We start from the raw sequence: 1,240 nt of genomic DNA on the forward strand, positions 1-1,240 counted from the left end.
GTTGCTTCGTGAGCTGGTGTGGGTCGCAGAGACCAGAGAGAAGCGACTGTTTACTAAAAACACAGGTCCGTGCGAAGTCGTAAGACGATGTATACGGACTGACGCCTGCCCGGTGCTGGAAGGTTAAGAGGACCGGTTAGTTCCCTTCGGGGTGCGAAGCTGAGAATTTAAGCCCCAGTAAACGGCGGTGGTAACTATAACCATCCTAAGGTAGCGAAATTCCTTGTCGGGTAAGTTCCGACCTGCACGAATGGCGTAACGACTTCTCTGCTGTCTCAACCACAGACTCGGCGAAATTGCAGTACGAGTAAAGATGCTCGTTACGCGCGGCAGGACGAAAAGACCCCGGGACCTTCACTATAGCTTGGTATTGGTGTTCGGTTCGGTTTGTGTAGGATAGGTGGGAGACTGTGAAGTGGGCACGCCAGTGTTCATGGAGTCGTTGTTGAAATACCACTCTGATCGTATTGGACTTCTAACCTCGGACCCTGATCGGGTTCAGGGACAGTGCCTGGTGGGTAGTTTAACTGGGGCGGTTGCCTCCTAAAAAGTAACGGAGGCGCCCAAAGGTTCCCTCAGCCTGGTTGGCAATCAGGTGTTGAGTGTAAGTGCACAAGGGAGCTTGACTGTGAGACGTACATGTCGAGCAGGGACGAAAGTCGGGACTAGTGATCCGGCACCGGCAAGTGGAAGCGGTGTCGCTCAACGGATAAAAGGTACCCCGGGGATAACAGGCTGATCTTCCCCAAGAGTCCATATCGACGGGATGGTTTGGCACCTCGATGTCGGCTCGTCGCATCCTGGGGCTGGAGTAGGTCCCAAGGGTTGGGCTGTTCGCCCATTAAAGCGGCACGCGAGCTGGGTTTAGAACGTCGTGAGACAGTTCGGTCTCTATCCGCCGCGCGCGTTAGAAACTTGAGGAAACCTGTCCCTAGTACGAGAGGACCGGGACGGACGAACCTCTGGTGTGCCAGTTGTCCCGCCAGGGGCACTGCTGGTTGGCTACGTTCGGAAGGGATAACCGCTGAAAGCATCTAAGCGGGAAGCCTGTTCCAAGATGAGGTTTCTCACCACCTTCGAGTGGTTAAGGCCCCCTACAGACCATGGGGTTGATAGGCCAGAATTGTAAGCCCAGTAATGGGTTCAGGTGACTGGTACTAATCGGCCGAGGACTTACATACAACACTTTTACTTTGATAGAGGTGTGTCGCATCCACTATGTGCTTCTGAAATAACACAT

General features: G+C 53.8%; 1 rRNA gene (cut by a window edge). It reads left to right on the forward strand.

The features are described from left to right. Positions 1–1,181 (forward strand): 23S ribosomal RNA (locus ACPXB3_RS22180); it begins 2,057 nt to the left of the window's first position. Positions 1,182–1,240: the final 59 nt, after the last annotated feature.

The organism is Gordonia sp. DT219 (assembly GCF_049847065.1).
GTDB lineage: Bacteria > Actinomycetota > Actinomycetes > Mycobacteriales > Mycobacteriaceae > Gordonia.